Origin of the sequence: Levilactobacillus hammesii DSM 16381 (genome assembly GCF_001434395.1) — a bacterium.
Taxonomy (GTDB): Bacteria; Bacillota; Bacilli; order Lactobacillales; family Lactobacillaceae; genus Levilactobacillus; species Levilactobacillus hammesii.
The window spans coordinates 33,268-57,062 of the sequence record NZ_AZFS01000054.1; the positions used below are offsets into that span (position 1 = coordinate 33,268).

The window sequence follows — 23,795 nt, forward strand, 5'->3', positions numbered from 1 at the left end:
CATCTGTACCGACCGGCCGCATAAAAAAACTGTGACCGTGTCACAGTGAGACGTCATCTTCTTCAATTTGGAGAATATCACGTTGCGCTTTTTCCGTCGCTACTAGTACAAGGTTAGATGATAGCATATTGAGCGGCTGGCCGTCAATGGTTGAGACCCGAACACCCAAAAAGTTTAGCAGAATTTGCCCGGCCGCGATATCCCACGGCTTCAAGTATGAAATGTACCCCAGCGTCTTTCCTAAGAGAACATTGATCATTTCAATGCCGGCACTCCCATAGATCCGCATGCCGGCACTATCATGAACGATCTTCTGCATGTGCGCCGTATCATGAACAACGAGTGGTGCACTGGCCCCAATTAAGCCTTCCGATAAGGCCAAATTAGCGGGGGCACTCAGCTGTTGGTCATTAGCCCAAACACCGTCAACAGCAGGGCCACCAGCATACAAGACATCGTTCATCACATCATAGATGAACCCGAGCTGTCCCTTACCATCTTGATAGATCCCAATCATCATGGCAAAGTTGTCATGTTGCTTCACAAAGTTCATGGTCCCATCGATGGGGTCCACGATCCACACTCGACCTTCTAAGCTGGTCAACTTATCGCCAAAGCCCTCTTCACCCAGCACCTTGGCCGTGGGATCCATTTGCCGAATACCTTCAATTAAAAATTGTTCATTACTTTTATCGATATTGGTCACTAAATCTTTACGATTCGTCTTTTCACTGACCGTCATCGGTCCTGCCATTTTGGCAATAACCTGTCTGCGACCCTCACGTAATAATGATGAAACGTCCCGTGCTACCTGCTGCCAATCTTCACTCATCGTCTTAATGTACCCCTTTCATCCTGATACGCCCTTTTTGTTCACGGGCCTGTTTCACCGTCCGGTAGATGCTGTAACCGGAAGCCTGCTCAAACTCACGTCCCAATTGTTTTTCTTCGAATTTTTGCGGAACAACCTTTTGAAATTCACGGTAAGCTGCCAGCAAGACTTCTGCCGGCACCCCTTGATTCAGTTCATAGGCATCTTCTACGCGTTGATAAAGCGTGGTCACCGCCACAATGTCAGCGGTCGACCAGTCGGCCTGTAATGGATATTCATAATTGCTTGATGATTGGGTCACGAGTTACTTCCCCTCCGTTTGTTGATTTTCAATCGTCGTAATTTGTTCTCTAATCGCCGCAATCTGTGCGGCATAAGCCTGCTGCTCATCTTCAGATAGGACCAGATTCGTTAAATGTTGAATTCCCTTAACGCCCACCAATACGGGAGAAGCCGCCGCAAACGCAGGCGTCTCCTCATGAATGTTAGCGACTGGCGCAATCAAGGGTTGCTGCGACAAGGTCGCGCGAATGAGTCGGATAATAGCCATGTAACGCAAGGTGGCCTGTTGTTCTGCCGCTTCACGTTCCAGCCACGTACTCATCTTACCCAGATCATCAGCATCAAAGTCCGCATCCGCATTGGCCAGGTACATCAAGATCGGTGCGGGTCCCACGTAGGTGCGGCTCCAGGCCACAATCGGTGACTTAGCCGCACCGACAACCGTTGCTTGAATCATGGTGGCGCCGACACCCAGTCGTTCAGCCAAACGGTAAGTTAACAACCGCGTCAACGGGTACGTGCCGAGACCCCAGATCTGACTGGCCGCCAGTCCAGAAAATTTCCAAGCAAAATAAGTTAACAATTCATCCTGTTCTCCAGAAAAAATCAGTTGCCCCTTAAACCCGTTCTCAACAATCTGCTTCATCAGCAAACGTAGCTCAGCAACCATGGTGATTACTGGCGTCTCCGCAACATAGCGGTCCAACACAACCAGCCAAGTGGCTTGCCCGTAATCAGCAGCCGTCCCGACCCGAATCGTCAACCGGGGGCACAAGGCACTAGCCACCACCAGCGGCTGATAGCGTGGGGTGTCGTCCGTTGTATTGGGCATAACCACACAGTCAAGTGGCAAGTCAGTCACCAGTAGTTGATGTAACAGCTGACTAGCTTGTTCAAAGTTCCCTTGAATCAGTAACGTTGGTTTCATGGGTGACCCTCCTTTTACCAAAACGAAAATTGGTGATGCGCTTTCATCTCAGACGACTGACAACACCCAAACGTCAATGTCCGTCGCCGGCAATCGTCTCAGACGCCTATCTTCATTCGAAAATAACCACATAGTCCCATTATAAGTGAACCTTGTCGGATAGCAAGTTAGAACGCTCCATCCCCCCTAAAAAAGAGTAGGCCAAAAGGCGATTGGCGGGTGAATCTGAAGCGGCACCCGTTACCTTTTGACACCCGTTTCAGCCCTATTCTGGCGCGCAAAAAGGGCCCGAGACTTTTCAGTCTCAGACCCTTTTCGTCAATTAGAGTTGTCACAAGTCGCTTTAGACGTGGGTTGGGAACCCTAAAGCAATGTCCGCAGCTTCTTGGATTGGTTCATTTAACGTTGGGTGTGGATGAATGGTCAAAGCCACGTCTTCCACATTCAGACCGCCATTAACAATGAGTGATAATTCACCCGTCATCGTGCTGACTTCTGGACCAACCGCTTGGGCACCGACGATGTTCTTATTGTCATCATCCGTGTAGACGAAGCGGACAAATCCTTCAGGAGAATCCAAGGAAACGGCCCGGGCATTCCCAGCAAATGGGAACTTCGCCGTCTTTACTTTGATCCCCTTGTCCTTGGCCTCGGCCTGCGTGTAACCTACCGTTGCCAATTCTGGATCAGCGAAACATACCGCTGGGACACTCAGCCAATCGTTAGCCGTCTTCTTACCAGCAATGGCACCAGCGGCCGTCTTGGCTTCAGCAAAGGCTTTATGAGCCAACGCTGCACCAGGAACGACATCACCAATGGCCCAAATATGCTCTGAAGCCGTCCGACCTTGATTGTCAACTTCGATTTGACCATGATCGTTCAACTTAACCTTGGTGTATTCCAAGCCCAAGTCATCCGTGTTTGGCTTCCGGCCAACCGTAACCATGCAGTAGTCTGCCTTGATTGTGGTTTCCTTACCATCAACGGCGTAGGTCACATCGACTCCGTTATCGTCTTGCTTAGAACCCTTAGCCATGGCGCTGGTAATGACATCAACACCCTTTTTCTTCAAGTTCTTCAGCACAACGGAAACCATGTCCTTTTCGAAGTTAGGCAGAATGGATGGCGTTCCTTCAATGATCGTCACGTGAGCACCTAAGCTAGCGTATGCGCCCGCCAGTTCAGTCCCAACGTAACCACCACCGATGACCACGAGTTCCTTAGGAATCTCTGGTAAGTTGAGCCCACCGGTCGAGTCGATAACCCGACCTTCAAACTTAAACCCAGGGATTTCAATGGGATGACTCCCGGTAGAAATAATAATGTTATTGTACTCGAAAGTCTGGCCCGTATCCGTGGACATGAATTGTTTTTCACCAGTTGGCATTACCCGTAATTGGGTGTCGCTCAAGAAGACAGCCTCACCATTGACCACGTCAACGTGATGCTTCTTCATCAGCATCTTAACCCCACTGGTCATCCGGTCAACGACCTTCTTTTGTTTCCACTCTTGGGTCTTCTTAAAGTCAATTTCAGCCGAACTGGTTGAAATCCCGTAAGTGGACCCATTCTTGGCCTGTTCTAACCGATGACCCGCTTGGATCAATGCTTTGGAAGGGACACAACCAACGTTCAGGCAGACACCGCCCAGCGTATCGGATTTTTCAACCAAAGTAACCTTTTGGCCTAATTCAGAAGCCCGAATTGCGGCAACGTAGCCACCGGGGCCGGCACCAATGATGACGGTATCCTTTTTTTCAACATCTGCCATATTTCTGTCATCCTTCCATTAAGAGCATTTCTGGATCATGAAGCAATGCTTTCATTTCGTTTAAGATATTTTGAGCTAAGGCCCCGTCGATTAAACGGTGATCGTAACTCATGGAAAGTTTCAACATCCGGCCAACGACGATATCGCCATCTTCATTGACGTAAGGTGCCTTTTCAATCCGGCCAACCCCCAGAATGGCAACTTCAGGTTGGTTGATAACTGGTGTGAACCAGCCACCACCAATGGACCCAACGTTACTGATCGTCATGGACCCACCGGCCATGGAAGCTGGTGACAATTTGTTATCGTAAGCCGCTTGTGAGTTTTCACTAATTTCCTTGGCAATTTCGAACATACCCTTGGAATCCGCGTTCTTAATGTTTGGTACATACAGACCGTGATCCGTGTTCGTTGCAATCCCAATGTTATAGTAGTGCTTCGTCACAATTTCTTGGGTGGTGTCGTCAATGGAGGCATTCAATTCTGGGAAGTCCTTCATAACGGCAACCAATGCTTTCACGATGTAAGGTAAGAAGGTCAAGTGAATGCCCTTGTCGGCAGCGGCTTGCTTGTACTTCTTCCGGTTAGCCATCAGTGCTGAAACTTCAACCTCATCGAACGAGGTAACGTGTGGCGCAATGTCCTTAGAAGCCCGCATACTCTTCGCGATGATCTTCCGCATTGGTGACATTGGTTCACGCGTCTCAAGTTCAGGACGGTCTGCGTTCCAAGGCTTGATGGCTTGACCCGTCGCCTTAGCAGCGGCTGGTGCTTCTGGTGCGGCGGCAGCAGCTGGTGCTGGTGCAGCGGCGCCATTAAAGTTATCGATATCAGCCTTTAAGACTTGACCATGGTTCCCGGTTGGGGTGACCTGAGTAATGTCAACACCCTTGTCACGAGCGTGTTGCCGTACAGAAGGCATTGCCATGACTAATTTATTAGGATCAGAAGCGGCTGGGACACCGGTTGGTGCAGCAGCTGGAGCTTCTGGTGCGGCGGCTTCAGGTTCAGCAGCCGGTGCAGGCGCAGCTTCTTCAGCAGGTGCCGCATCGCCACCCTTACCTAAGTCAGGTGGGGTATCTGAACCGTCATCGATCACGATCAGTGGATCACCGATTTCAACGGTGTCCCCTTCTTGTGCAACAATCTTAGAAATCGTGCCATCAACGGGTGATGGTAATTCCGAAACAGACTTATCGTTTTGGATTTCGACTAACGTGTCGTCTTCCTTAACTGCGTCTCCTTCTTTAACAAGCCATGAAGAAATTTCACCTTCGGCCATTCCTTCACCAAGCTCAGGGAGTTTGAACGTATAAGCCATGGGAAAACTTCCTTTCTTTCATTTAATGCAGGATGTTCCCACATCGAGTTTTATCTTTTCTTTTTGGATGATGCGTTTTTAGTAGTTAAAGATTTCGCGTGCCTTGGCTTCGATGTCATCGGCATTTGGAATCCAATCATTTTCAGCTTGGGCGAATGGGTAAATGCTATCTGGTGCAGCTACCCGGCCGATTGGGGCGTCCAAGGACATGATCTTTTCTTCGGCAATGTCGGAAGCCACAACAGCGCCAACACCGGCCATCCGTTGTGCTTCTTGAACAACAACGACCTTGTGGGTCTTGTCTACGGAAGCAAAGATGGTGTCCGTGTCAATTGGTGACAAGGAACGCAGGTCAATGACTTCAGCCGAGATATTATCCTTAGCCAAAGCATCAGCAGCCGTCAATGATTCGTTAACTTCTGCACTGTAGGCCACGATGGTAATATCCGTACCTTCGCGAACCACCTTAGCAGAATCTAGCGGAACCGTGTACTTTTCATCGGGAACTTCATCCTTCATTGAACGGTAAAGTTTCAGGTTTTCCATAAACAGAACGGGATCATCGCTTTCTACAGCGGAGATGATCAAGCCCTTGGCATCATATGGATTAGCTGGGGTAACTACCCGTAACCCGGGTGTGCTGGTAAAGTAGTTTTCCAAGTTATCGGCATGCATTTCGGCGGTATGTGTCCCCCCACCAAATGGTGTCCGTACTGTAACTGGGAAGTTCTTTTGACCACCAAACCGGTAGTGGTCACGTGCTAATTGGCCAACAATCCCATCCATGGCTTCGAACGTAAAGCCCATGAATTGGATTTCTGGAATTGGCCGCCAACCGGTCAGTGATAAACCAATTGCCAAACCTAAAATTCCTGATTCAGCCAATGGGGTATCGAAAACCCGGTCTTCACCATACTTGTCTTGCAGACCAACCGTGGTCCGGAAGACACCACCGTTTTTACCAACATCTTCACCGAAGATCAAAGTCTTGGGATCGTCGTTTAAGACTTGATCCAGACCAGAAGTGATCGCTTTAATATACGTCATTTTAGCCATGATTACTTCGACTCCTTTGCTTCGAATTCTGCAATTTGCTTCTTAACCGCTGGAGTAGGAACATTGTAAGTCCACTTCAGGAAGTCGGAAACCTTTTGTGCTGGTGCTGCTTCCGCTTCCTTCATTGCTTCCTTAAATTCGTCTTTGTATTCGTCGACTAATTTGTCTTCTTGATCTTGAGACCAAACACCCTTGTCCGTTAAGACTTTCCGCATCCGAATCAATGGGTCAGCATCGAACCAAGGCTTTTCTTCTTCCTTTGTCCGGTAACGTGAAGGATCATCCCCAGCTGAGGAGTGCGCACCGTAACGGTAAGTCAAGGTTTCAATCACGACTGGACCATTTCCGGCAGCGGCAAAGTCACGGGCAGCTTTAGAAACTTCGTGAACGGCCACGATATCCATCCCATCTACTTGGACGGAAGGAACACCCATGGCAACCGCTTTTTGAGCTAAGGTTTCAGCACCAGTTTGCTTGTAACGTGGTACGGAAATTGCCCAACCGTTATTTTGAACGAAGAATACGGCTGGTGCTTGGAAGGCACTGGTGAAGTTAACCCCTTCGTACCAGTCCCCTTGTGATGTCCCACCATCACCGGTGTAAACAAAGGCAACGCGGTCTTCGTCGCCATTCTTCTTGATCCCCAAAGCAACGCCGGCAGTTTCAACGTATTGGGCACCGATAATAATTTGTGGGAAGAGCATGTTAGGATTTTCATGTTGATTTCCTTGAACGTGACCCTTGGACCATAAGAAACCTTTTGCAACAGTTGTACCGTGTTGAATCATTTGTGGTAAATCACGGTAAGCAGGTAATAGGAAGTCATTTTCTTTAAATGCTGTAACACTTCCCATTTCACTGGCTTCCTCACCGGCAGTTGGAGCATAGAAACCGAGGCGACCCTGACGGGAGAAGTTCATTGTTTGTTCGTGTAGCGTACGCTCCCAAACCATTTTCTTCATGAAGTCAACAAGTTGGTCATCTGAATATTTTGCCAACGTGTCTGGATCAACAACCTTCCCTTCCCGGTCAATGACTTGCACCGGGTGCTTATATGGGTCGGCCATCGTAGCTTTGATTTTGGCAAAGTCTACAATCTGTTTGCTTCCATTAGCCATAAGTAACACTTTCCTTTCACTTGATATGAAATTGTTAACAAGAGTGAGTTAACGTTGCGTTTCCTGACTACACCCCTAAAGTACCATTTTTTCACAACCGTTGCAAGCCCTTTCATTAACGTAAATAAAGGTTTTAGGATAAAACTTTGATGGTGCTTGTGATTACCCGCTTTCGTCAATTTTAATGTATGGAAAACGTTTTCTTTCATTTCATTTTGTCGCCGTGATATGTTAGAATATAGACTAGTTATGAATAATTTGCGGAGGTAATGCTCTTGTTTCTCATGAAAGATATTGTCAGAGATGGCGATCCCGTACTGCGTAAGGAAGCGGCAGAAGTCACTTTCCCTCTATCCGCAGAGGATCAGCAACTCGCTAAAGACTTAATGGAATACTTGGTGGTCTCCCAAGACCCCGAACAATGTAAGAAGTATGGCTTGCGCGCCGGCGTTGGCCTGGCAGCACCTCAAGTGGGCGTTTCCAAAAAGATGGCCTCCGTATTGGTTCCACCAGCAGAAGATAACGGTAAATCCCCCTTCACTGATGTGATTATCAACCCGGTCATCGTTTCGGAATCCGTTCAACTTGGTGCCCTGACCGAAGGAGAAGGTTGTCTTTCCGTCGATAAGGATGTGCCTGGTTTCGTGCCTCGTCACGACCGCATCACGTTGCGGTACTACGACGTCAACGGTGAAAAGCACCAGCTACGGTTAAAGAACTACCCTGCTATTGTGTGTCAACATGAAATCGACCACTTGCATGGGACCTTGTTCTACGACCACATCGACAAGGACCAACCGTTCAGTCGTGCTGAAGATACCATTATGATTGAGTAATTTTTTGAAAAAAGTGGCGTGGCTTTCACAATTTTTTTGCGAAGGCCACACCACTTTTTTTAGTTATTTTATTGACTTAACTACGGGATCATCCAACTTTTTAAGATCTTTCAAATATTCAACGGTGGATTCATTCATCAGATAGGCCACGTCAAGGTGGAGTTCTCCGGTATAGACCCAGATGTCACTCACGATAAAGGCAGAGCCGGTGGTCACCGACTTAACCTCGTGATCCGCACAGAAATCCGCTAAGGCCTGATTAAACGCCCGCTCCAACTCTGGCAACCGGCGTTCCGTATCCAGTCCAGCAGGAAAACTATACTCAAACGACATGACACCCCGCCCCCAAACATCGGCAACCGTCTCGGCCGCTTCAATCTGACATTCCGGTTCGGTCAGGACGTCCTCGTTAACTAACCGCTGAAGGGCCGCCTTGACCGCCACATCTGTCTCATCCTGGGCAGAGCGCCGAACAATTCGGGTCGCCCGCTGGACAATGGTGCGGTGAATCATTTCATATATCACGATGGCAATGATAATCCCAATGATGATCTCTACTATTAATGCCATGGCGTCTCCTCCGTTCACTTTGCGTTAGCTTAATCATAGCATGTTTTGCCGGCCAGTGGTAATTCTATACAATCGCCTGAAACTATGCTAAAATTGTGCTAATTGTTGTGTAAGCAACCCGCAGTTCGGAAGGACCCATGACTCGCCGCAATGCTGACGAGTTAAATTATTTTGTTAAAGGAGTTTTGTCAGTGATTTATAAAGTTTATTACCAAAACGATCAAAAACGGAATCCTAAGCGCGAGGATACCCATTCTCTTTACTTGGAAGCGGACACCGAAGTTGAAGCTCGGGCCCAAGTAGAGGCACACACGGAACACAATATCGAATTCATTGAAGCAATCGAGGGGAACACGCTCGCTTACGAACAACAGAATCCGAATTACAAATTAACGGAGTTTAATGAATGAACAAGTTAAACGTCAAAAATAACGAGACTGCTATCTTTGGCGTGGGTGGACTTGGCGAAATCGGAAAAAACACTTACGGCATTCAATTTCAGGACGAAATTATTCTGATTGATGCTGGGATTAAATTTCCCGAAGACGAACTATTAGGGATCGACTACGTTATTCCTGATTATCAATACCTCGTTGAAAACCAAGCCAAGATCAAGGCGCTAGTGATTACCCACGGCCACGAAGATCATATTGGCGGTATCCCGTATTTGTTAAAGGCCCTGAACGTACCAGTCTATGCTGGTCCCCTGGCCTTAGCATTAATCAAGAACAAGCTTGAAGAACACGGATTACTTAAATCGACTGAACTACACGCAATTGACGATGATACTGTGCTTAAATTCCGGAAGATGAGTGTGACTTTCTTCCGGACGACCCACTCAATTCCCGATACCTTGGGGGTTGCTGTTCACACACCAGTCGGCACGATTGTGGAAACGGGTGACTATAAGTTCGACTTAACTCCCGTTACCAACCAGCCGCCTGATCTGCAAAAGATGGCGAAGCTGGGCGATGAAGGCGTGTTATGTCTGATGTCTGACAGTACCAACGCCGAACGTCCAATTTGGACCAAATCAGAAAAATGGGTTGGTAAATCCATTCGCAAGATTTTCGACCAAGTTGAAGGCCGCGTCATCTTTGCGACATTCGCATCCAACATCTCACGTATCGAGACGGCTTGCGAGGTTGCTTTGGCTCACGGTCGTAAGATTGCCGTCTTTGGACGGTCAATGGAAGCGGCTATCGTCAACGGTCGTGAACTGGGTTACTTGAACATCCCCGATGATGCTTTGGTGGATGCCAACACGATCCGTTCCCTCCCTGCCGAAAAAGTCATGATCCTCTGTACCGGTTCGCAAGGTGAGCCCATGGCTGCCTTGTCACGAATCGCGAACGGGACCCACCGGCAAATTGCGATCCAACCTGGCGACACGGTCGTCTTCTCCAGTAACCCAATCCCTGGGAACACCATCTCGGTTAATCGGGTCATTAACGAATTGGAAGAAGCCGGCGCGAACGTCATTCACGGTAAGGTCAACAACATCCATACTTCCGGTCACGGTGGTCAAGAAGAACAGAAGCTGATGCTCCGGCTGATGCAACCGAAGTTCTTTATGCCTATTCATGGGGAATACCGGATGTTGAAGATTCACACCGAGTTGGCTGAACAGTGTGGCGTGCCACTGGACCACAGTTTCATCCTGCAAAATGGGGATGTTCTGGCCCTGACCCAAGACTCTGCACGGGTTGCCGGTCACTTCACCGCTGGCGATGTCTACATCGACGGCTCTGGTATCGGTGATATTGGCAATGTGGTCTTACGCGATCGCCAACTGCTTTCCGAAGAAGGCCTCGTGGTCGTCGTTGCCACCATTGATCTCAAGAACCAAGAAATCAAGGCTGGCCCTGACCTCTTGTCCCGTGGTTTCGTCTACATGCGCGAATCCGGTGAGCTTCTAAATGAAGGTCGTCGGCGCGTCTTCCAGACGATCCGGCGGGCAATGCGGAATCCGAAGGCAACTGAAGCTTCAATCCGTAACGCGGTCATTGATGACCTCCAAAACTTCCTCTTTGCGAAGACGGAACGTCACCCAATGATCCTGCCAATGTTCATTATGACCAAGTAAATCTGATTTTAAAGGGATGCCATCGCTGGCATCCCTTTTGATTTGGCACGGCATTTTCCTCCACTTCTAACAAACGATTGTTGAAACGTGAAATCCGCCCTAACCGATTTCCACTCAGGCCCCATAACCGCCCCTTCCCCGCATCTTTTTTCCGCTGACCACTCTTCCAGATAGGGGCTAATGACCCAAGGGTGACGCTCATCTAGCAGTGTAAGCCTTTTCTTTCGGGAGAATCTTACGACTCGGCAAAGTTACGCTAGAATCACTAGGCAGTTTCGTCGATTTCGTTTATAATAGTGAGGATTAATAATTGAGAGGAGAAGTATGGTGAGTGTCCAGTTCTATATCATCTTAAACGAGCACGCGGGGAGTGGTCGCGCTAAGGTCTTGTGGCCTGAAATCAAGCAACAGCTCGATGACGCCCAAGTCTCCTACCAGCTCGCCATTTCAGAATACGCCAACCATGCGATTCTTTTAAGCGAGCAATTTGCAAAACAATTACCTGATGAACCCCATCAAAACTGGGTGGTTCTCGCCGTTGGTGGCGATGGCACCCTGCATGAAGCCATTAATGGGCTCACCAAACAACCACGGACTTACCCCATTCCGGTCGCCTACTTACCGATTGGTTCCGGCAACGATTTTGCCCGGGGAGCCGGTATGGCACTCAAGTGGCAGGACGCGCTCAAACAAGTCGTTCAGTGTACCCATGCCACCGACTATGACATCGGCAGCTACGATGAAACCATTAAACAAGAACGCGGTGTCTTCACGAATAACCTGGGAATTGGCTTTGATGCTGCCATCATTTCACAGGCCAATCAATCCAAGGCCAAGGTTTGGCTCAACAAACACCACATGGGTAAGCTGTCCTACCTGGCCTCAGCACTCGATGTTTATTACAACCAGACCGGTTTTACCCTGACGGTTCACGTGGGTAATCAGCGTGATATTTATCCCAATGCCTTCCTGGTAACGACCACGAACCACCCCTACTTTGGCGGCGGTGTGGGGATCGTTCCCGATGCCACCATCGACGATCATCAACTTCACCTAGTCGTCATTGAGAAGCCAAATTTCTTCAAATTGATGTGGTTGGCGCTTCGTCTCGCATTTAAGCGTCATTTGACGTCTAAGGCCGTTCACTACTATCAGGCATCAAGTGTCCACCTTACCGTTCCGGCCATCGAATACGGCCAATTAGACGGCGAAGAGATGGGTGGTCGCTTCTTCGATGTCTACGTTGGCCTCAAACAATATCCATTCTGGTTTGATACGACTATTTAGACCAGATCAATCTGCTTTCTGAAAAGCATCGTGTCATCAAAGAGCGTCGTCCCGAGTTTTCCGGTGACGATGCTCTTTTTGTCGTCCAATTTAAGGCTGGGTTACAGGCCATTTCCAAGTAACCGGCCACTCTAGCAGACCCCACCCCATAAAAAAAGTCCCATCGTCATTTTCAACGATAGGACTCACTGACGACCGTAATCGTCAATAGTTTATGATTAATCTTCCGAAGCATCCATTGCTTCCAGAATCATGTCTAGCTGAGCGCACTTATTACTGAGGTAGTTCATTTCCTCACCATATCGCGGTTCAATCTGTACGGTTTCCCTAGTACTTTGAACAGTTGCGGATTCCTTTTCTTTCAACGTGGCTAGCTGTGAATTAGCCTGCCGATACTCTTCCAGAATCTCTACCCGATTACTCATCACTACACAACTCCTTTAACAAATATAGTTTTTGATTCCCGTTTCTTAAACGACTAAAAGGAATCATACCACTTGCTAACGGATTTGTTAACGATTATCTTAAACTTTTTCAACGAATTTCATAAACTTTTCAACTGCAACCGATTACTTAACCGTCCCAGCAAAGGATGGCATAAAGTACTTACTGATCTGATGAACCTGAACGTTTTGCCCAACGGTTGGGGCGTCAACGAATTGATTGTTGCCTAAGTAGATTGCATCATGGTAAGTGGCCCCTTTTGAGCCCCAGAAGAGAATGTCGCCCGGTTTAGCTGAACCAACTGAATGGGTTGAAACATAGGCTTCTTGCGATACCGTGTTATGTGGTAAGCTGATGCCCATTGCGTTCTTGTACACGTAAGCAACTAAGCCAGAACAGTCCATCCCGCTTAAGGAAGAGCCGCCCCATACGTAAGGAATATTGGCGGAGGACAATTTCAATGCCAGACCGGTTACGGAACCACTGGTCAAACCAGCCGTATTAGTGGTCTTCTTAGCACTGCTGCTGGTCGTAGCCGTTGCTGAAGAACTCGTCGATGAAGAGCTGGTTGCTGCCGTTTGTGTATTGTTTGTCGCCGCTGCCTTAGCAGCTTGCTTCTTAACGGCAGATTGCGTCGTGGTTCTGATCCGTTTGGTCGTCGTGGTTGCCGTTGCATTCTGGCTACCCGTCTGCTTCTGAGCTTGACTGTTACTGCTCGTCACAGCGCTAGACGGCGACGTTGACGTTGCAGATGGGGTGCTGCTCTGAGCGGTACTGGATTGTGACTGTGCAGATACACGCGATGCAGGCGTTGCAGAACGTGTCGGCCGTTGTTGGCTTTGCACCGACTGACTCGATTGACTTGACGTCGACGTCGTAGCAGACGTTGTTGGTGTCGTGTTCGAGCTAGCAGAAGAGGTGCTGGTGGAACTGCTTGGTGCTGATGACGTCACGCTAGATGACTGTGCCGTACTGCTACTGTTCGTGGCCGTTCTTGCCAGGCCTGAACGAGACGTGACACCGGCATTCGTGTGATTGTCCTTAACACTGCTGCTCGTTGCTGCAGAACGTGTGGTGCTCGTGCTAGAAGAGCTTGTGGACTGTTTCGTCGTTGACTGTGATGCGGTCGTCGCCTGAGAACTCGTAGCGGCGGCACTCTGTTTTTGTTGTTGCTTGCTGGCAGCGGCTTGCTGCTGGGCCACAATCTGAGCCTGAACGGCATTAGCCTTTTGCGTTGACTGCTGGGTTGCGCTACGCGTAGTGGTGGTCTGGCTGCCTGAATCTACCTTGCCGGAAGCCGCTGCACTCCCCCGTGGAATGGTCAGTTGCTGGCCCACACTCAAGACATCACCCGACATGTGATTAGCTTTTTGTAGTTGTGCGACGGTGAGATGATATTGCTGTGCTAAGTCCCACAGCGTATCGCCGGACTTAACCGTGTAATTCTGTGTCGTCTTAGCAGATCGAACTTGTAACTTCTGTCCGACGAAAATCAGGTCGGTTTTACTGTCAATCGAATTTTGCGCTTCGAGGTCATCAATCGAAACCCCGAGTTTTTGTGAAAGTTCCCAAACGGTGTCGCCCTGCTTGACTTGAATACTATCGGCATTAGCGGTAATCGTTGCTCCGGCTGCCAAGGCACCCATGGCCCCAACAACCCCAACCAGTGCTTTTGTTTTTCGTTGTCCTGTACTCATTTTCAACAACACGTCCTTTTATGACTTTTTTTCAAACGCAGATGAACGCGAAAATTTCGCTCATTAAGCAATTAACTTCCGGTCGTTCATAGTAAATACGAATCACAAATTAATATTACCACACGTTTTCCCAGTTCCTTGTGAAATATTAAGGAAATCATAACGGATTCTTAAGGCTGAACGACTGTTCCCATTTTTTAATTTGTGAAAAGCCATATCTCCTGAAAGCACTGGTGTTAAGCCTTTAAGCGGTTACATTTTACGAACCCTTGTTCTGGACACTTTTAAATTCAGCGATTTCACAGTCGTTGAAGGCCTCAAACAGTTGCTTGACCGAAAATAATTGCAGAATACAAATTGGCCCTGACAACGCTTTCTGTAGGTTACAATCGGTAAAATTTGTTGCGACTTTGTGAAATCAAAAATTTTTGCACAAAAAAACGGGAGAAAGTCTCCCGTTGGTTAGTAATCTCGCCGTTCTGACTGTCTTTAGTTGAAGAGCCCTTGGAAGAAGGAAACAACCTTGTGCCAGATCTGAACGAGAAAGTTTTCTGCTTTTTTAGCATCCGCGCTGTTGGCAAAATCTTTCACATTGGCCATTTTGTTACCAATACTATTGGCCAAATTGCTTGCCACATTCGTCACGTTCGTAATGTAAGTTTTGCTAGTCGACACTGGCGCCTGTTGAACTTTACTCAACGCAACCGCAATATTTGTGATTTGTGTTTGACTCGTCTTGCCGTCAATCCCCTGCTTAGCCAACGCCTTTTCTAGCATGGCTTCGATATCTGACTTGGTTGCCAAATCGTCCCCATTCTGTCGTTGCTTAGCTAAATCCGAGGAAACTGAGCCCACAGCCGACATCAACTTACCCGGATACTTCTTATCGCTGCTGTTATTATCAATCGCAGGTTGAGTCGCATCCAGCACACCATTAGCAGCTTGCGTGTTCTCCGAGTTCAGAGTCAAGCCATCAGCTGCTAACGCCTTGTAAACCCCGGTCAGTGCGGATTCACCGGAAACCGACTTGTCAGCCGTAACCGTAATAATCACGTCCTTCACCCCGGCCATCGTGGCAACCATGGCATACTGTTGAGAGGTAACTTCCGTAATATTATTACTACCATTATAATCAGCGATGTTGACCTTCACACCCGTACCAGGATCGGCTGGTGCTAGTGCCACTGAACTGATCATACTGGCGTCGGTCGTTCCCGCCGAGTTCAAGTACTTCGCGTAGTCGCTTCCCGTCGCCGTTAATTCGCTATAATTAGATTTAACGCCCAACGCCGAAGCCACGGCGTCCTTATCCTCACTGGCTAAGCCGGCACCATAGACCACATAGGCCTTGGATAACGCCTTAGTCTGAACAGTACTCCCGCTCGTCGCCGAACTGCTGGTAGCGCTGCTATCCGTTGCTGTCGTATCAGCCTGGCCAATCACGCCACCACCAATGCCCACAACTAAAGCAGCCGCAGCTAAGCTCAAAATAATTCGTTTAAATTTCATGGTTTGCACACTCTCTTCACTTGAATTTAACTTCCCCCGTAAAATCAGTATAGCACGCGAAAATCCGTGGTAGCCAAATTCAACGTGACCTTAGAGAATTCTTCAGACTTGCTTACTGCCAAAAGCGCCGTGCACCGGCGTATTCAGGAGCAAAAGCCGACTTCGCCATGCTGACTTCTTCGACCTTACCACCCGGCTTAGGTGCGTGTAAGATCTGGCCAGCCCCCGCATACAAACCAACGTGATGGATATCCCCCGTCCCGTGATTGGTAGCGAAGAAGACCAGGTCACCCGCCGTTAATTCTTCGGGAGCAACGGGATAACCATTGGCAAATTGATCCTGAGCATCCCGTGGTACCGGAATTCCTAAGGCCCGATGCAGGCCATATACGAAGCCCGAACAGTCGAATCCGGCCGGCGTGATTCCACCCCAAAGGTAGGGCGTATCAATGAACTGCCGTCCTAACGCCAAGATGCGATCACCGTCGTCAACCCCGTTCACACTCAGCTTGGCGGCTTCTGCTGGAATCTGACCCGCGCCCAGTGGCGTGACGACCTGAATCCACGTGCTATCTTGGCTGGTCGTCGTCAGAATGGTCCCCATTGGGAGATCTAAGATGGGCTGCTGATCGGCATCTACCAGCGTCGTTGTTGGCCGCACCAGACGCACCGTCGTGGTTGGATACTCCAACTCAGCATCACTCTTAGTCAGCTGTGCCATCGGCAGCCATCCTGGATAACCGCGCCGTTCCGACCGGTTGGACTGCCGCGTCACGAAGACGTGTGCCCAATCGCCATCCTGCCGATCTAAAATCACACGATCATTAAAGAGGGCCTCCGTCACGATCCCATCATTATCAGCGAGACGCTGCCGATCGGCCGGTTGAAGCGCTGCCAACCAAGCCGTTAGATTACCATCCTTCAAGTACGTTTGATCAGTCTTTGTGGCTGCCGTCGGTGCGGACCACACTAATGCCGTGGGAACCTTAATCCGTCGAATCTCCATTAAAACCGCCTCCAGTTTCTTTACCCCAATCTTACCAATAATTCGGGCAACTTACTAGATTGTTCTGAATTTCTTCTCTGACTTCTCTAGCCATTAAACGGTGACTGCACCACACCGCTTTTCAAAAAAAGCCACACTAGTTGTCCAAACCTAGTGTGGCCGAAGATCCATATATTATAGAAGAAACTTTATCCTTAGAGCAAATCCAAGTACGCTTGTACAACATTTTCAGCCGTGAAACCAGCCATCTCAACGACCGCTGAACCATTACCACTGGCCCCAAAACGTTCTTGCGTTAAGGCCACACCGTCCAGGCCCACGTAACGGTACCAGCTGGCGCCACTGGCCATTTCAACAGCCACTCGCCGCCGCAAGTGCTTGGGTAGGACGCTCTCTTGGTAATCCGCTGACTGTTCACCAAATTTTTCAAAACTAGGAATCGAGACCACCCGAACGTCATGACCAATTTCGGCCAACCGTTGCTGCGCGTCCACAGCCAATTTCACTTCGGAGCCGGAAGCCAACAGAATTCCCTCAGCCTCATTTTGCGCATCGGTCACCACGTAACCGCCACGCTTTACACCACTGCGAACCTTAGCAGCCGCCTTAGGTAACGTTGGTAGCCCCTGCCGCGTCAAGATAATCGCCGTTGGATGATCCGTCGAGGCAATGGCTTGTTCCCAAGCCGCTACCGTCTCGTTACCATCTGCTGGCCGGTATACTGCCAAACCCGGGATTGACCGCAATGCTGCCAACTGTTCAACGGGTTCGTGAGTCGGCCCATCTTCCCCAACGGCCAGAGAATCGTGCGTAAAGACGTAGATTACTGGTAATTTTTGCAAAGCGGCTAACCGAATAGCAGGCTTCATGTAATCCGAGAAGACAAAGAACGTTGAACCGTAGACCCGTGTGCCCCCGTGCAAAGCAATCCCATTCATGGCAGCAGCTTCGGCAAACTCACGAACACCGAACCATAAATTTTTGCCGGTAGGGTTGTCACGGCTAAAGCGGTCTTCATCGGCCACGTTGGTTTTATTTGAACTAAAGAGGTCAGCAGAACCGCCCCACAGATTAGGACAAGCGGCACTCAACCGTTGGAGAATTTCATGACCACTAGCCCGTGAAGCCAATGCATCCTTTTTGTAATACGTCGGTAAGCTCTTGGTGTAGTCAGCGGGTAACGTCTGGCTAATTCCCTGAGCAAATTGGGTGGCCAGCTTAGGTTCAACCTCTGAGTAACGGGTAACCAGGTTAGACCATTCCTGGTGACTTGCCCAGCCACGGGACTTCACCGTGCTTTGGAAACGATCACGCACTGCTGTTGGTACCGTGAAGGGATCGTTGTCCCAGTTGTAGAAGTTCCGCGTTGCTGCAAGATCTTCATCATTCAACGGTGCGCCATGAACCTTGTTGGTCCCCTGGTGAGGGCTCCCAGCACCAATCACCGTCTTCACTTCAATCAGGGTTGGGCCCGATTGGTTGTTCTTGGCGGTGTTAATGGCATCATCGATAGCGTCTAAATCATTGCCATCGGCCACCCGCAGATAGTTCCAACCATAGCTTTCAAAGCGGCCCGCCACATCATCATGACAAGCATTGCTTAAGGGACCATCCAGTGAAACATCATTTGAATCATACAAAACAATTAATTTATTGAGTTTTAATTGACCGGCAAGACTGGCTGATTCGGCAGCCACGCCTTCCATCAGATCCCCATCGCCACAGATGGCGTAAGTATAGTGATCAACCACATTAAACTGATCACGGTTATATTCGGCACCCAGGTGCATCTCAGCCATGGCCATCCCCACAGCCATCCCAATGCCTTGACCCAACGGACCGGTCGTAGCGTCAACACCAGGCGTAACCCCATGTTCCGGATGACCAGGCGTCTTACTCCCAATTTGCCGGAAGTTCATCAGGTCCGACTTGCTCAAAGCAAAACCGCTCAAGTGAAGCAAGCTGTACAGCATGGCCGAACCATGACCGGCGGAAAGAACGAAGCGATCACGGTTGAACCACTGTGGGAAGGAAGGATCGATCCGCAAGTGCCGAGAGAATAACACGTATGCCATGGGTGAAACCCCCAAAGGTAACCCAGGATGGCCGGAACGTGCTCGTGAAATCATGTCCATACTGAGCATTCGGACTGCCGTAACGGCTTGTGTATCAATTTCATCAAAATCTGCTTTTTTAACAACCTGTTCATTCAACATTAGTAAATAACCTCACTTTGAGCGGCCGGACCATTCACGGCTGCTATTTTTGTTTGGCGCATGCATTCGTTGATTTAATCGATATCGTCAACGGCATCTCCTTGACTTTTCTAACTATACCAATTCAACTCAAATAGTGCAACCCCTCTTTTATAAGTTATTCTAGCGGCGTTTATAATATCAAGATGTCTGTATTATCAAATATACCGATTTGTTGATGTTGCAACCGGTTGTCTCAAAAGTGTAAAAAAAAAGCAATCTTTTCCGAAAATTTCGGAAAAGATTGCCAAGTTAATTGATATTTTCAGAAAGCTTACTTTTTGCTAGCAGCGATGATTTCATCGTAAGTTGGGATAGATGGCATAGCACCTAAACCTTGCACCGTCAATGAACTAGCACGTTGCGCAAAGGTCAAAGCAGATTCCACGTTGCTCAAGTCGCTCTTCAATTGTGAGCTTAAAGCCCCAATGAACGTGTCACCAGCGGCAGTCGTGTCGACGGCCTTTACCTTGAAAGCTGACACAAAGCCAGATTCTTTTTCAGTGGCATAGTAGGCACCCTTGCTCCCAACCGTGATGATCAGGTTCTTGGCACCCATTTCGCGGAATTTTTCCGCGTTAGCGTCCATGGAAGCGCGGTCAGTGACTTCAATCCCAGTCAAAACGGCACTTTCCGTTTCGTTAGGAACCACTAAATCAGTCACCTTCAAGATAGCTGGGTCAATCTTAGCAGCTGGCGCTGGGTTTAAGATCGTCGTGACGCCATGTTGCTTGGCAACCGTAAAGGCAGCCAAAGTTGCAGCTTGTGGCGTTTCAAATTGGGCAATCAAGAAGTCGGCCTTAGCAATGTCATCTTCGACAGCTAAAACTTCAGCCTCCTTGATCTGTTGGTTAGATCCCCCGTAGACCAAGATACTGTTTTGGCCTTCTTCATCCAATAAGATGAAGGCAGAACCGGTACCAACCGTCTTATCGGTCACGATGGCACTCGTATCGATCTTATCTTCTTGCAGAGATTCAACCATGAAGCGACCAGCATCGTCGTTACCAACTTTACCGATGAAGCGCGTTTCAGCGCCAGCACGGGCTGCTGCAACGGCTTGGTTCGCACCCTTACCACCAGCGGCACTACTCTTGTTTTCAGTTGACAGCGTTTCACCCGGTAAAGGCATCCGGGGAACCCGTAAGGTTGTATCCACGTTGAGACTTCCAAGAACAGTTACTTTGTTTGCCATAATTAACTTCCACTCCTTAACCATTTATCCGTTCGTAAAACGTTTTACGTATTACCGACACACCCGGCAACCCGTTTCAGATTACTACTAGCGTATCATGATTCGAAAAGGCTTACAAGTAAAACTTGAAATTTTTTTCAGATAATTTTTAACATTTGCTGGTTTATTTACTTACCGGCGCCGTGCTTTCTCGCTGCTGCAACTCGACGGGCAATTCAACCGTTTGCGGCGCCAATTGCCGCTTTTGAATCCGATTGATCAGTAACGTGGTTGCTTGCTCACCCATGGTCACCACTGGCTGGTGCACGGTACTGAGCTTGGGCACAACATAATCGTCCAAATCAATGTCATCATAACCCAACACTGAGATGTCCTCCGGCACCCGTACGCCCTGTTCATGTAGGCCACGGATTAAGCCCAAGGCCATTTCATCGTTGACCGCGAACACAGCCGTTGGTGCCTGCTTAATCACGGCCGCCGTTGCCTGATAACCGCCCAACTTAGTCATCGGGGAGATAATGTACGCTTCATCGGGAAGCGCAACTCCCGCCTGCGCTAAATGATGCTTAAAGCCTTCCAGTCGAACGACCAAATTATCGGTGGGATTCGCCGGCATCACGACCGCAATCTTGCGGTGCCCTAAAGATAGCAGATACTCTGCCGCAATCTGGCCACCTCGTTGATCGTCAATCCGCACACTATCCAGACTGGGACCGCCGTTTTGATCAATTAGCAGGTATGGAATGCCATTCTTCTTTAGGATATTATCAATGGCATCCACCGTGATTGACGAACTGGCGATAATCAACCCATCCACGGCCCGTTTGATCAATTCTTGCAGGTAATAACCTTCTAGGTCCTCATCGTAATTGGCCCCAAAGATCAGCGGAATAAAGTGCCGATCACGACTGGTTGATTGCACTCCCTTAATAAACATACTGAAAAAGGGGTTCCCCAAATTGGGCACAATAACCCCAATCGTCTGCGCCGAGCGCATAATTAAGTTCCGAGCATTGAAGTCAGGCACGTAACCCATCTCTTCTTGGAGTTGATGCACACGGGTGCGCGTATCAATGCTGAATCGCTCACCCTTCCCATTTAAAATCTGCGAAACCGTGGTGACTGAAACCCCGGCGGCTTCTGCCAGGTCTCGAATTGTTACTTTCCGTGTCATAGCATCCTCCACACCAATCTGTCTAAGTCTCTAACGTATGTGATCAGTTCCCTCTTTCAAGATCCGCCACACACGACTAACTTGATTATACCCTATCACCGCCATCATTTGCTGAACAATTTTCGTTATTTATCATAATTGCATTCGTTATTGAAAAAATTATGAGGAATAACACCGGTGACATTTGGGTTTTAACAGTCAATTAACTAATCAGTCACGCGTTCTTTTCAAAAAGCGTAGTCGCTTGAAAGCTAAATAAAAAGACTAACGGCGAGTATCTCCACTCGTAGGTTAGTCTTCAGATTGTCCTACGCCTTTAAAATCCGGTCGATGGCTTGTAACTCTTCATCGTCGAATTCGAGGTTTTGAACGGCTTTTACGTTTTCATATAAATGTTCAGGTTTGGAAGCACCGGTGATGACACTGGTAATCACGGGATTGTGCAGTAACCAAGCCAAGGCCATGTGCGATAACTTCTGGCCGCGGCTGTGTGCAATTTTGTTCAGTCCTTGCAATTTTTGCAGCATCTTATCCCGACCTTCATCCAGGATAAATTCACTGGACCAATGGATGTCAACATCTTCAGGAATCCCGTCCAAATACTTGTCGGTTAACAAGCCTTCGCACAGTGGCCCGTACGCGATCGCACCAGCGTTGTTCTTCTGCAACATCTCAAAGAGGCCATCATCGTTCGCCGTTTGATTCAACATGTTGTAGGACACTTGATCCACAACGAATGGTGTGTGCAGATCCTTAAAGATCTTGATCATCGCTTCAGCCTGAGGTGCCGTGTAGTTGGAAATTCCCACGTAGAGCGTCTTTCCTTGGCGTACCATGTCGTCCAAAGCCACGGCCGTTTCCTCTGGTGACGTTTCTGCATCGTAACGGTGACTGTAGAAAATGTCCACGTAGTCCAACCCCATGCACTTCAGGGATCGGTCTAGTGACGCCATCAGCGCCTTGCGAGAGCTCATTTGTCCATAAGGCCCAGGCCACATGTGGAAACCAGCCTTACTACTAATAACCAGTTCGTCACGGTAAGGCTTCAATTCGCGTTCCAGAACTTCACCAAAAAGACGTTCTGCTTCGTAGGAACCCGGCCCGTAGTTAGCCGCCAGGTCAAAACTAAAGATACCGGCGTCAAACGCCTTTAAGATAATATCACGGGTATCACCATAGTTCGCGTGTTCCCCGTATTTGTGCCACATCCCAAAAGAAATGGCTGGTAATTGAAAACCAGTATTTCCGGCGCGCCGCACTGGAATCTTTTCATAACGATGTTCATCTGCTAAATACATTTGCCACATTCCTTCCCTTTATGCCTCCTTACGAGTATAAAGGAATTGGTGTGGACCAGTCAAGTTTTGCGTTAGGCATGCTGCACGTCGTCACTCAACTTAACGGCCTGAGAAACGTGACCGCCAGTCGCATCCAACAGCTTCTTGGCTTCGGCAATGGTCCCCTTGGTTTCAATCAGAACAATCGCCAACGGCACATTATTTCCAGCCCGATCCAAGGCCCGTTCTGCCGCCAAGGTTGACGTCTGAGTCGCCTCAGCAATGATCTTCTTGGCCCGTTCAAAGGTTTTGCCATTGGTTGGCACCACGTTGATCATCAGGTTTTGATAGACCTTACCCGACTTGACCATGATCCCCGTCGACAGCATGTTGAGTACCATCTTTTCTGCCGTCCCCGCTTTCAGCAGCGTCGCCCCGGTAATCACTTCGGGCCCAACTACTGGCGTAATGGGATAGTCGGCAAGCTGGGCTAGTGGACTGTCCTCGATACAGGAAAAACCGATGCCGGTCGCGCCATGAGCCTGAGCAAACTTCAAGGCAGCTACCGTATAGGGGGTCTGACCTGAAGCCGCACTGGCGACCACCACGTCGTTCGCAGTGAGTTGAACCGCGGCGAGGTCGTCTTGGGCTAACTCCGGCGAGTCTTCCACGGAAGGCAACGTGTGCGTCAACGCCTGATTACCCCCCGCAATCAAGCCAAACGTCTGCTTTTCCGTTAAACCATAAGTGGGTTGGAGCTCAGTCGCGTCAATCACACCTAGCCGGCCGGAAGTCCCCGCGCCCACATAGATCAAACGCCCGCCCTGGTCAAACTTGGGATAGGCCGCATCAATGGCTGCCGCAATTTGAGGCAATTGCTTTTGGACAGCTCGTGCTACCCGGTGATCTTCCCGATTGATGGTGCCGACCATCTCCAACGTTGACTCGCGGTCAATGTGTGTTGACCGGTGATTTCTCTGTTCTGTAAGTAAGTCATCAAATTGCATGGTGTTGACCTCCAACTTTCATTAGACTTGTCAAAATTATGTATTCGCTTTCATAGTGACTACTCTAGGTATAACATGTTTCATACATAATTTCAATTGTGAATATTAGCCCTCCAATATTCACAGTAATTTCCAGCGCTTGTA

21 protein-coding genes are annotated in these 23,795 nt (G+C 48.9%); 4 read left to right on the top strand and 17 right to left on the bottom strand.

Annotated elements, in window-relative coordinates; translation table 11 throughout:
• Positions 1-40: 40 nt before the first annotated feature.
• From FD28_RS06300 to pdhA, 7 genes are all read right to left on the bottom strand, one after another.
• On the bottom strand, positions 41-832 hold the full coding sequence (locus FD28_RS06300) for an inositol monophosphatase family protein (RefSeq protein WP_057733712.1): 792 nt from the start codon (positions 830-832) through the stop codon (positions 41-43).
• A 4-nt stretch (positions 833-836) separates the two neighbouring features.
• The gene (locus FD28_RS06305; protein WP_057733715.1) at positions 837-1,133 is read right to left on the bottom strand and encodes a UPF0223 family protein; all 297 of its coding nucleotides are present in this window, start codon (positions 1,131-1,133) and stop codon (positions 837-839) included.
• Between the two features lie 3 nt (positions 1,134-1,136).
• On the bottom strand, positions 1,137-2,042 hold the full coding sequence (locus FD28_RS06310; protein WP_057733717.1) for a Rossmann-fold NAD(P)-binding domain-containing protein: 906 nt from the start codon (positions 2,040-2,042) through the stop codon (positions 1,137-1,139).
• Between the two features lie 343 nt (positions 2,043-2,385).
• Positions 2,386-3,813, bottom strand: a complete 1,428-nt coding sequence (lpdA, locus tag FD28_RS06315; protein WP_057733719.1) for a dihydrolipoyl dehydrogenase — start codon at positions 3,811-3,813, stop codon at positions 2,386-2,388.
• Between the two features lie 7 nt (positions 3,814-3,820).
• Positions 3,821-5,134, bottom strand: a complete 1,314-nt coding sequence (locus FD28_RS06320; protein ID WP_057733721.1) for a 2-oxo acid dehydrogenase subunit E2 — start codon at positions 5,132-5,134, stop codon at positions 3,821-3,823.
• A gap of 78 nt (positions 5,135-5,212) precedes the next feature.
• Complete coding sequence (locus FD28_RS06325; RefSeq protein ID WP_057733723.1) at positions 5,213-6,190, bottom strand: alpha-ketoacid dehydrogenase subunit beta; 978 nt, start codon at positions 6,188-6,190, stop codon at positions 5,213-5,215.
• A 2-nt stretch (positions 6,191-6,192) separates the two neighbouring features.
• Positions 6,193-7,308, bottom strand: a complete 1,116-nt coding sequence (pdhA, locus tag FD28_RS06330; protein ID WP_057733725.1) for a pyruvate dehydrogenase (acetyl-transferring) E1 component subunit alpha — start codon at positions 7,306-7,308, stop codon at positions 6,193-6,195.
• A 275-nt stretch (positions 7,309-7,583) separates the two neighbouring features.
• On the opposite strand from pdhA, the gene def reads away from it, so the two are divergent.
• The gene (def, locus tag FD28_RS06335) at positions 7,584-8,144 is read left to right on the top strand and encodes a peptide deformylase (protein ID WP_057733727.1); all 561 of its coding nucleotides are present in this window, start codon (positions 7,584-7,586) and stop codon (positions 8,142-8,144) included.
• Between the two features lie 63 nt (positions 8,145-8,207).
• Here def and FD28_RS06340 read toward each other — a convergent pair whose 3' ends face one another.
• Positions 8,208-8,714, bottom strand: coding sequence for a hypothetical protein (locus FD28_RS06340; protein ID WP_057733729.1), 507 nt, complete (start codon positions 8,712-8,714; stop codon positions 8,208-8,210).
• Positions 8,715-8,905: 191 nt separating this feature from the next.
• Here FD28_RS06340 and FD28_RS06345 point away from each other — a divergent pair, with 191 nt between their 5' ends.
• From FD28_RS06345 to FD28_RS06355, 3 genes are all read left to right on the top strand, one after another.
• Positions 8,906-9,124: a DNA-directed RNA polymerase subunit epsilon gene (locus tag FD28_RS06345; RefSeq protein ID WP_057733731.1), complete on the top strand. Its 219-nt coding sequence runs from the start codon at positions 8,906-8,908 to the stop codon at positions 9,122-9,124.
• The gene (gene rnjA, locus FD28_RS06350) at positions 9,121-10,800 is read left to right on the top strand and encodes a ribonuclease J1 (protein WP_057733733.1); all 1,680 of its coding nucleotides are present in this window, start codon (positions 9,121-9,123) and stop codon (positions 10,798-10,800) included. The genes FD28_RS06345 and rnjA overlap by 4 nt, the downstream gene beginning before the upstream one ends.
• Positions 10,801-11,124: 324 nt before the next feature.
• On the top strand, positions 11,125-12,087 hold the full coding sequence (locus FD28_RS06355; RefSeq protein WP_191982160.1) for a diacylglycerol/lipid kinase family protein: 963 nt from the start codon (positions 11,125-11,127) through the stop codon (positions 12,085-12,087).
• A 218-nt stretch (positions 12,088-12,305) separates the two neighbouring features.
• On the opposite strand, the gene FD28_RS06360 is transcribed toward FD28_RS06355, so the two are convergent.
• The 9 genes from FD28_RS06360 to murQ all read right to left on the bottom strand — a co-directional run bounded on the left by FD28_RS06360 (position 12,306) and on the right by murQ (position 23,651).
• Positions 12,306-12,512, bottom strand: coding sequence for a hypothetical protein (locus tag FD28_RS06360; RefSeq protein WP_057733735.1), 207 nt, complete (start codon positions 12,510-12,512; stop codon positions 12,306-12,308).
• A gap of 144 nt (positions 12,513-12,656) precedes the next feature.
• Positions 12,657-14,228: a LysM peptidoglycan-binding domain-containing protein gene (locus tag FD28_RS06365; protein ID WP_235806859.1), complete on the bottom strand. Its 1,572-nt coding sequence runs from the start codon at positions 14,226-14,228 to the stop codon at positions 12,657-12,659.
• A 489-nt stretch (positions 14,229-14,717) separates the two neighbouring features.
• Entirely contained in the window at positions 14,718-15,737 is a 1,020-nt protein-coding gene (locus tag FD28_RS06370; protein WP_083478133.1) for a DUF1002 domain-containing protein, read from the bottom strand.
• Positions 15,738-15,849: 112 nt separating this feature from the next.
• Complete coding sequence (locus FD28_RS06375) at positions 15,850-16,743, bottom strand: C40 family peptidase (protein ID WP_057733737.1); 894 nt, start codon at positions 16,741-16,743, stop codon at positions 15,850-15,852.
• A 194-nt stretch (positions 16,744-16,937) separates the two neighbouring features.
• Positions 16,938-18,959 carry a transketolase gene (gene tkt / locus FD28_RS06380; RefSeq protein WP_057733739.1) on the bottom strand — a complete coding sequence of 674 codons (2,022 nt, stop codon included), beginning with the start codon at positions 18,957-18,959 and terminating at the stop codon, positions 16,938-16,940.
• A gap of 313 nt (positions 18,960-19,272) precedes the next feature.
• On the bottom strand, positions 19,273-20,193 hold the full coding sequence (gene rbsK / locus FD28_RS06385; RefSeq protein WP_057733741.1) for a ribokinase: 921 nt from the start codon (positions 20,191-20,193) through the stop codon (positions 19,273-19,275).
• 163 nt (positions 20,194-20,356) lie between these two features.
• Positions 20,357-21,367, bottom strand: coding sequence for a ribose utilization transcriptional repressor RbsR (gene rbsR / locus FD28_RS06390; protein ID WP_057733743.1), 1,011 nt, complete (start codon positions 21,365-21,367; stop codon positions 20,357-20,359).
• A gap of 308 nt (positions 21,368-21,675) precedes the next feature.
• The gene (locus FD28_RS06395) at positions 21,676-22,665 is read right to left on the bottom strand and encodes an aldo/keto reductase (protein ID WP_057733840.1); all 990 of its coding nucleotides are present in this window, start codon (positions 22,663-22,665) and stop codon (positions 21,676-21,678) included.
• Between the two features lie 71 nt (positions 22,666-22,736).
• Positions 22,737-23,651, bottom strand: coding sequence for an N-acetylmuramic acid 6-phosphate etherase (gene murQ / locus FD28_RS06400; RefSeq protein WP_057733745.1), 915 nt, complete (start codon positions 23,649-23,651; stop codon positions 22,737-22,739).
• Between the last annotated feature and the right edge of the window lie 144 nt (positions 23,652-23,795).